The sequence below is a fragment of the Cellulomonas massiliensis JC225 genome, assembly GCF_000312005.1.
GTDB classification, from domain to species: domain Bacteria; phylum Actinomycetota; class Actinomycetes; order Actinomycetales; family Cellulomonadaceae; genus Cellulomonas; species Cellulomonas massiliensis.
Genome location: NZ_HE978588.1, coordinates 932,004 through 940,107, shown reverse-complemented (window position 1 = coordinate 940,107; position 8,104 = coordinate 932,004). Strand labels below are relative to the sequence as shown.

General features: G+C 75.0%; 8 protein-coding genes. 3 read left to right on the top strand and 5 right to left on the bottom strand.

Going from position 1 to position 8,104, the window contains the following annotated elements; all coding sequences use genetic code 11:
• On the bottom strand, nucleotides 1-696 hold a 696-nt coding region (locus HGCM_RS19650; protein WP_161604962.1), incomplete at its 3' end, for a DUF4129 domain-containing protein.
• Nucleotides 697-781: 85 nt separating this feature from the next.
• A complete protein-coding gene (locus tag HGCM_RS04475; protein WP_019135679.1) occupies nucleotides 782-1,204 on the bottom strand; it encodes a DUF2000 family protein in 423 nt (140 codons plus the stop codon).
• Nucleotides 1,205-1,269: 65 nt separating this feature from the next.
• Between HGCM_RS04475 and HGCM_RS04470 the strand changes: the two genes are divergently transcribed.
• Complete coding sequence (locus HGCM_RS04470) at nucleotides 1,270-2,061, top strand: helix-turn-helix transcriptional regulator (RefSeq protein ID WP_019135678.1); 792 nt, start codon at nucleotides 1,270-1,272, stop codon at nucleotides 2,059-2,061.
• An 86-nt stretch (nucleotides 2,062-2,147) separates the two neighbouring features.
• Here HGCM_RS04470 and aceB read toward each other — a convergent pair whose 3' ends face one another.
• Nucleotides 2,148-3,815, bottom strand: coding sequence for a malate synthase A (gene aceB / locus HGCM_RS04465; protein ID WP_019135677.1), 1,668 nt, complete (start codon nucleotides 3,813-3,815; stop codon nucleotides 2,148-2,150).
• Between the two features lie 112 nt (nucleotides 3,816-3,927).
• The gene (aceA, locus tag HGCM_RS04460) at nucleotides 3,928-5,259 is read right to left on the bottom strand and encodes an isocitrate lyase (protein WP_019135676.1); all 1,332 of its coding nucleotides are present in this window, start codon (nucleotides 5,257-5,259) and stop codon (nucleotides 3,928-3,930) included.
• Between the two features lie 218 nt (nucleotides 5,260-5,477).
• On the opposite strand from aceA, the gene HGCM_RS04455 reads away from it, so the two are divergent.
• Together HGCM_RS04455 and HGCM_RS04450 are read left to right on the top strand one after the other, a co-directional pair.
• Nucleotides 5,478-6,986: an XRE family transcriptional regulator gene (locus tag HGCM_RS04455; RefSeq protein ID WP_019135675.1), complete on the top strand. Its 1,509-nt coding sequence runs from the start codon at nucleotides 5,478-5,480 to the stop codon at nucleotides 6,984-6,986.
• 60 nt (nucleotides 6,987-7,046) lie between these two features.
• A complete protein-coding gene (locus tag HGCM_RS04450) occupies nucleotides 7,047-7,421 on the top strand; it encodes a glyoxalase superfamily protein (protein WP_019135674.1) in 375 nt (124 codons plus the stop codon).
• A 6-nt stretch (nucleotides 7,422-7,427) separates the two neighbouring features.
• Here HGCM_RS04450 and HGCM_RS16845 read toward each other — a convergent pair.
• Nucleotides 7,428-8,104: HNH endonuclease family protein (locus tag HGCM_RS16845; RefSeq protein WP_019135673.1), on the bottom strand; the 677-nt coding region annotated here is incomplete at its 5' end.

Below are 8,104 nucleotides of genomic sequence, written 5' to 3'. Positions count from 1 at the left end.
GCCCCCGTCGGGGTCGCTCGCCGCCCGGCGCACCGCGTCGCCGATCCGCGCCAGCGCCGCCCGCGCCGCGCGGACGTCGTCGGCCGAGACCGCGTGGTCGCTGAACCGCGCGGCGAGGTAGAGGCGCAGCAGCTCGCGCACCGCCCCGGCGTCGGCGTGCGTCCGGTCGAGCACCGCGAGGGTGAACTCGGTCGGCGTCTGCGCCGGGTCCCGCTCGATGCCCCCGCTCGCGGCGGTCCGCTCGAGCTCCATCCACGCGGCGACGACGGCGTCGCCCGGCGGCAGGTCCGCGAGCGCGCGGGCGGCCCGGTCGACCGCCTCGCTGAGCTCGCGGCCCGTCGGCACACCGGTGAGCGCGTCGCCGAGCACCGCGTCCCCGACCGGCTCCTCGACCTCCCCCGGCCCGCCCCGGCGTCGCAGCGCGGCGGCGAGGTACCAGAGCGCCAGCGCGGCCGCGACGGCGACGAGCACGGCCAGCACGACGAGCAGCGGGTCGAGGCCCGTGTCGTCCATCGCCTCGGGCAGGGCGGACGCGGTCGGCGACGGCTGCGGCACGAGCTCCTGCGGCACCGGCGGCAACCGGGGGATCGACACGTCGCGCAGGACGACGTGCCACGGCCCGGCGACCCCGGCGGCCACGACGGCGACGCCCGCGAGCGCCGCCACGAGCAGCACCCGCCGGTCCGATGGCCGCACCCTCGTCCTCCGTCCGCCGGCTCGGGCCAGGCTACGGCCTGCGGCGACCCGCCCAGCAGCGCCGCCCGGGGGACGCCCCGCCCGGCTACGGGTGCAGGCGGGCGCCCTTGACGGTCTTGTCGACGGCGTTGCGCGGCCCGTGCAGCGCGAGGCCGACGAGGTCCAGCCCGTCGCGCGGCACCGCGGCGACAGCGGCCCGGTTCGCGGCGTCGTGACCGGTCGAGAACATCTCGTGCACGTAGACGGCGAGCGGCAGCTCCCGCGCCAGCGCCCGGGCGTGCACGGTGCGCAGGAGCTCCCGGTCGCCCTGGAGGACGACGATCGGCTGCCCCGCCAGCGCCAGGTAGCGCGTGCCGTCGGCGTCCTCGTACGGCTCGCCGAGCAGCTCGGGCGAGCGCCCCACGATCCCGCTGGTGACGAACGCCGTCACGTTGAGCGCCTGCCAGGGGGCGAGGTCGTCCCGCACGAGGACGGCGATCTTGGTCTCGAAGCGCACCGGTTCGTCCATGCCGGCAGCGTGCGGGCGGCGCAGGCGCCTCGTCTTGCACGTTCCTGCGCGCGTAGCGTGACGCCGTGGGCCACGACGAGCGGGTGAGGGCGTGGCGCCCCGACGTCCCGGGTGTCAACGAGGTGCTGCACGCGCACTTCACGCACCACGCGTACCCGGCGCACACGCACGGGGACTGGACCCTGCTCCTCGTCGACACCGGCGGGGTCGACTACGCCCTGGACCGCGCCCGCCACCAGGCGCCGCCCCGCTCGCTCACGGTCCTGCCGCCGCACGTGCCCCACGACGGCCGCGCCGCGCTGCCCGGCGGCTTCGACAAGCGCGTGCTGTACGTCGACGAGCGCTGGCTCCCCGCCCGGCTCGCCGGTGCCGCGGCCGACGCCCCGCACGTGGCCGACGCGCAGCTCGCCCGCGCCGTCCGTGCCCTGCACGGCAGCCTGGGGCGCCGCGACGACCTCGAGTCGGAGTCGCGGCTGGCGTTCGTCGCCGAGCGCGTCGTCGCGCACCTGGACCGCCGCGCGGTCCGCGAGCGCCGCGACGTCGACCGTGCCGACCACGCGACGGCCCGGCACGTGCGGGACCGTCTCGACGCCGACGACCGCACGACCCTCGTCGCCCTGGCCGCCGAGCTCGGCACCCACCCGACGCGCCTCGTCCGGGCGTTCGGCCGCGCGTACGGGATGCCGCCCCACCGGTACGTCGTCGGGCGCCGCGTCGACCGCGCGCGCCGGATGCTGCTCGCGGGCGTGCCGACCGCCGAGGCCGCGGTGCTCGCCGGGTTCCACGACCAGCCCCATCTCACCCGGCACTTCCGCCGCCTGCTCGGCGTGACGCCCGGCCGGTTCCGCGCCGCCTGACGCGACGTCCGGCCCGCGACGACGGCCGGCAGGGCGACGGCCCGGGCCCCGCGGCGCTGCGGGACCCGGGCCGGGCCGTCCGGCGGTCAGGGCTGCTCGACGAGGTAGCCCGTGTAGGCGGGCACCGTGAGGAACGTCGGGAAGTCCTCCGCCAGCGCGACCTGCTCGAACAGCGTCGCGGCGTCGTCGAACCGGTCGCCCTCGGCGCGGGGCAGCCCGGCCAGGACGTCCGCCAGCACCCGGCGCACGTGCTCCGCGGTGATCGTCGTGCCGGAGTCGGTCGGCGTGCCGTGGTGCACCCACTGCCACACCTGCGAGCGCGAGATCTCCGCCGTCGCGGCGTCCTCCATGAGGTTGTCGATCGCCACCGCACCCGTGCCGCGCAGCCACGCCTCGAGGTACCGCAGGGCGACGGAGACGTTCCCGCGCAGCCCCGCGTCCGTGACCGCACCGGGCTCGGCGCCGCCGGCCGAGGGGACGTCCAGCAGGTCGCCCGCCGTCACGAGCACGTCCTCGCGCAGCCGGTGCCGCTGGTCGGTGCGGTCGCCGAACGCCTCGTCGAAGACCTCCCGCGCGACCGGCACGAGGTCCGGGTGCGCGACCCAGGTGCCGTCGTACCCCTGGCCCGCCTCGCGCTGCTTGTCGGCGCGGACCTGCGCGAGCGCCCGCTCCGTCACCTCCGGGTCGCGGCGGTTCGGGATGAAGGCGCTCATGCCGCCGATGGCCTGCGCGCCGCGGCGGTGGCACGTGGCGACGAGCAGCTCGGTGTACGCCTTCATGAACGGCACCGTCATCGTGACCTTGCCGCGGTCCGGCAGCACCCAGCGCTGGCCGCGGTTCCGGAAGCTCTTGATGACGCTGAAGATGTAGTCCCAGCGGCCGGCGTTGAGCCCGGCGCAGTGGTCGCGCAGCTCGTAGAGGATCTCCTCCATCTCGAACGCGGCCGTGATGGTCTCGATGAGCACGGTCGCGCGGATGGTGCCGTACCGCAGGCCCAGGTAGGTCTCGGTGAACCGGAACACCTCGTCCCACAGCCGCGCCTCGAGGTGCGACTCCAGCTTCGGCAGGTACAGGTACGGCCCGCGTCCGGAGTCGACGAGCGCCTGCGCGTTGTGGAAGAGGTACAGGCCCGCGTCGACCAGCGAGCCCGAGGCCGCGTAGCGCTGGCCCGCCCGGTCGACGAAGTCGAGGTGCTTCTCCGTCAGGTGCCAGCCGCGCGGCCGGAACACGATCGTCGGCGTCTGCTCGCCGACCCGGTACTCCTTGCCCTCCGGGCTGGTGAAGTCGACCTGCCCGCGGATCGCGTCGAACAGGTTGAGCTGGCCGCCCACGACGTTCTCCCACGTCGGGCTCATCGCGTCCTCGTGGTCCGCGAGCCAGACCTTGGCGCCGGAGTTGAGGGCGTTGACCGTCATCTTCCGGTCCGTCGGGCCGGTGATCTCGACCCGTCGGTCCTCCAGGCCCGGGCCGGGGCCCGCGACCTTCCACGTCGGGTCCGCCCGGATCCCGGCCGTGAGCGGCAGGAACTGCGGGTCGGCGCCGTTGGAGAACCGGTCGCGCCGGTGCTGGCGCTCGAGCAGCAGGTCGTGCCGGCGGCCCGCGAACCGGGCGTGCAGGTCGGTGACGAAGTCCAGGGCCTCGGACGTCAGGATCTCGCGCGCGCCCGGGACGTCCGGCCCGGTCACGTCGAGGTGCGGCTGGTGGAAGGGGTCGGTCAGCAGCGTCCGCCCGGGGGCGGGGGTGATCACGGTCATGACGAGCTCCTCAGGATCCCCACCCGCCGAGGTCGTGAGTCCCGCCCGAGATCGTGACGTCGACGTCACGATCTCGGGCCGAAGTGCCGACCTCGGCGGGTGGGACGGGTGGTCAGTGGGCGAACTGCGACGCTTCCGTCGAGCCCGCGAGGGCGAGGGTCGAGGCGTCCGGGGTGATCGCGGTGGCGACCCGGTCGAAGTAGCCGGTGCCGACCTCGCGCTGGTGACGCGTGGCGGTGTAGCCGTGGGCCTCGGAGGCGAGCTCGGCCTGCTGCAGCGCGACGTAGGCGGTCATGCCGGTCTGCGCGTAGCCGCGGGCGAGCTCGAACATCGAGTGGTTGAGGGCGTGGAAGCCGGCCAGCGTGATGAACTGGAAGGCGTACCCGTGCCCCGCGAGCTCGCGCTGGAACCGGGCGATCTGCCGGTCGTCGAGCGTCGAGCGCCAGTTGAACGACGGCGAGCAGTTGTAGGCGAGCAGCTTGCCCGGGTACTGCTCGTGGATGCGCTCCGCGAACTCGATCGCGAGTCCGACGTCGGGCGTCGAGGTCTCGACCCAGAGCAGGTCGGCGAACTCGGCGTAGGCCGACTGGCGGGCCACGACCGCGTCGAGGCCCGGCCGCACGCGGTAGTACCCCTCCGACGTGCGCTCCCCCGTGAGGAACGGGTGGTCCCGCTCGTCGACGTCGGACGTGAGCAGGTCCGCGCCGAGCGCGTCGGTCCGGGCGACGATGACGGTCGGGACGCCCGCGACGTCCGCGGCGAGCCGCGCGGCGGACAGGGTGCGCACGTGCTGGCTGGTCGGGACGAGCACCTTGCCGCCCAGGTGGCCGCACTTCTTCTCGGCCGCGAGCTGGTCCTCCCAGTGCACACCCGCCGCGCCGGCCGCGATCATCGCCTGCATGAGCTCGTAGGCGTTGAGCGGGCCGCCGAAGCCCGCCTCCGCGTCCGCGACGATCGGCGCGAGCCACTCGCGGGTGGGCGTGCCGTTCTCGGAGACGTCGATCTGGTCGGCGCGCAGCAGCGCGTTGTTGATGCGCCGCACGACGGCCGGCACCGAGTTGGCCGGGTACAGGCTCTGGTCCGGGTACGTCTGGCCCGAGAGGTTCGCGTCCGCCGCGACCTGCCAGCCCGACAGGTAGATGGCCTCCAGCCCGGCGCGCACCTGCTGCACCGCCTGGTTCCCCGTGAGCGCGCCGAGCGCCGGCACGTGCGTGCGGCTGTGCAGGAGCTCCCAGAGGCGCTCGGCGCCGCGCCGGGCGAGCGTGTGCTCCTCGGCGACGGAGCCCCGCAGCGCGACGACGTCCTCGGCGGAGTGGGTACGGCGGATGCCGGCCCACCGCGGGTCGACCTCCCACTCGGCCGCCAGCTCCGCCGCCGTCTGCGTGCGGTCACCGGGGCGGGTCGTCCGACCCGGCGTCGTCGCCAGGTCCGTCTGCGTGCTCATGTCTGCCTCCGTTGCTGGTACTGCGCGGGTCGGGTGGTCCTGCCCGGTCCCAGGAGAGTCGTCCCACGACCGGTCCTGCTGTTCTGCGGTTCTTCCCGGCGCTGCGGCCTCACCACGACCTTCGCAACCGACGGGCCGAACTTCACGGGTCACGGCGGAAGAAGATCCGCGGTCCTTCTCCTGGACGGAAGGGCGGGCCCGGTGCGACGGTGGTGGGCATGACGACGACGGCACCGCGGCCGACGCACGGGCACGGCCCTGCCGGGACGGCCGCCGACGAGCGCACGACGAGCGCCGGGGGGATCGACACCCTCGTCCTCGGCCGGCGCGTCCGGCACCTGCGCACCCAGCGCGGCATGACCCTCGACGACCTGGGGCGCGCGATCGGCCGTGCGCCCTCCCAGGTGTCGATGCTCGAGAACGGGCACCGCGAGCCGAAGCTCTCGCTGCTCGCGACGGTCGCGGACGCGCTGGGCGTGCCGCTCGCCGAGCTGCTGCGCACCGACCCGCCGAGCCGCCGCGCGTCGCTCGAGGTCGAGCTCGAGCGGGCGCAGCGCGGCCCGCTGTTCTCGTCGCTCGGCATCCCGCCCGTCAAGGTGGGCAAGTCGCTGCCGGGCGACGCGCTGGAGGCCCTCGTCAAGCTGCAGGAGGAGGTGCGCCGGCTGCTGCGGGAGAACGCCGCGACCCCCGAGGAGGCCCGCCGCGCCAACGCCGAGCTGCGCGCCCGCATGCGCGCGCAGGACAACTACTTCCCCGAGCTGGAGCAGCACGCGCGCGAGCTGCTGGCCGCGATCGGCCACTCGGGCGGGCCGCTCTCGCAGCGCGCGACCGCGGAGATCGCGGCGCACCTCGGCTTCTCGCTGCACTACGTCACCGACCTGCCCCACTCGACCCGCAGCGTCACCGACCTGGAGAACGGCCGGATCTACCTGCCGCAGGGCAACACCGGCGTCAACGACAGCCGCTCACCGCTGCTCCAGGCGCTCGCGAGCCACGTGCTCGGGCACACCGAGCCGACGTCGTACGGGGACTTCCTGCGCCAGCGGGTCGAGGCGAACTACATGGCGGCCGCGCTGATGATGGCCGAGGACTCGGCCGTCGAGTTCCTGCAGGCCGCCAAGGCCGACCGCCGGATCTCGGTGGAGGACCTGCGCGACGCGTTCGCGGTGCCGTACGAGACCGCCGCGCACCGGTTCACCAACCTCGCGACGCGGCACCTCGGCATCCCGGTGCACTTCATGAAGGTCCACGAGGGCGGCACGCTGCACAAGGCGTACGAGAACGACGGCGTCGTGTTCCCGTCCGACCCGCTCGGGGCGATCGAGGGGCAGCCGGTGTGCCGGCAGTGGACCGCGCGGGTCGTCTTCACGCTGCCGGACCGGTTCTCGCCGTACTACCAGTACACCGACACCTCGTCGGGCACGTACTGGTGCACGTCCCGCGTGCAGCCGTCCTCCCAGGGCGCCTTCTCGGTGAGCGTGGGCGTGCCGTTCTCGCAGGTCCGGTGGTTCCAGGGCCGCGAGACCACGGAGCGCTCGACGAGCCGGTGCCCGGACCCGTCGTGCTGCCGCACGCCCCCCGCCGAGCTCGCGCAGCGCTGGGACGACCACGCCATCCCCTCGGCGCGCCCGCACGCCTCGCTGCTCGCCGCCCTGCCCGTCGGCGCCTACCCCGGTGTGGACACCACGGAGGTGTACCGGTTCCTCGACCGGCACGCGCCGCGCTGAGCCGGGGCCGCGTGTCGGTGCCCCGCGGGATGCTGGGCGGACCCGATGGAGGAGGCCGCCATGCCCGTGGAGTTCCGTCTCGAGCTCGTGATCGTCCCGGTGTCGGACGTCGACCGCGCCAAGGAGTTCTACGCCGACCGCGTCGGCTTCGTCGTCGACCACGACCAGCGCGTGCAGGAGGGTCTGCGGTTCGTCCAGCTCACCCCTCCCGGCTCCGCCTGCTCGATCGCGATCGGCGAGGGCCTGACCGACGCGGCGCCCGGCTCCGTCAAGGGGCTGCAGGTCGTCGTGGACGACGCGGACGAGGCCTACGCCCACCTCGTCGAGCACGGCGTCGACGCCGCACCCGTCCAGGACCTCGCGTGGGGCCGGTTCACCGGCTTCTCCGACCCGGACGGCAACGCCTGGTCGGTGCAGCAGCTGCCCGTGCGCTGACGCCGGTCAGCCGCCGGCCCGGGCGGGCAGCGGCTCGTCCGGGCACGTCGCCAGCACGCGGCGCATGGCGTCCCGCTCGGCGCGCGTGACCCACAGGTCGTAGGAGCGCTTCACCGCGACCTGGCGCGCGACGTACGCGCACCGGAAGCCGCGCGCCGGCGGGAGCCACGTCGCGGTGTCGCCCATGCCCTTGCTCGCGTTCGTCGGCCCGTCCACCGCGAGCAGGTTGAGCGGGTCGTTCGCGAAGCGCTCGCGCGTCTCCTCGTCCCACGTCTGCGCGCCCTTCTGCCAGGCGTCCGCGAGCGCGACGACGTGGTCGACCTGCACCGCCTGCGAGGTGCCCTGACCCCGGACGAACGCGATCCGCCCGCCGGTGTACGGGTCGACCAGGGTGCCGGTCAGCACGACGCACCCGTGCGTGCCGGGCTTGAGGGTGGTGCCGGCGAGGTCGCGACGCAGCACGTCGTTGCGGGTGTCGCAACCGTTGCGGTCCACGTCGGCCCAGCGCGGCCCGAACGCGTCGCGGTCGTACCCGGTGCGCGGGGCACGGCCCCGGACGGCCAGCGCGTCGACGGCGGCGAGCGCCGAGCCAGCCGCCGGCGTGGACGGGGTCGGCGGCGTGGAGGGGGCCGGCGGCGTGGAGGGGGTCGGCGCGGGTGACGGCCGTCCGGTCGGCGCGGGGT

Bases quoted from the DNA above. Each gene is read 5' to 3' on its own strand.
- aceA (WP_019135676.1), bottom strand. From the start codon at position 5,259: ATGAGCACGCAGACGGACCTGGCGACGACGCCGGGTCGGACGACCCGC.
- aceB (WP_019135677.1), bottom strand. From the start codon at position 3,815: ATGACCGTGATCACCCCCGCCCCCGGGCGGACGCTGCTGACCGACCCC.
- HGCM_RS04475 (WP_019135679.1), bottom strand. From the start codon at position 1,204: ATGGACGAACCGGTGCGCTTCGAGACCAAGATCGCCGTCCTCGTGCGG.
- HGCM_RS04450 (WP_019135674.1), top strand. From the start codon at position 7,047: ATGCCCGTGGAGTTCCGTCTCGAGCTCGTGATCGTCCCGGTGTCGGAC.
- HGCM_RS04455 (WP_019135675.1), top strand. From the start codon at position 5,478: ATGACGACGACGGCACCGCGGCCGACGCACGGGCACGGCCCTGCCGGG.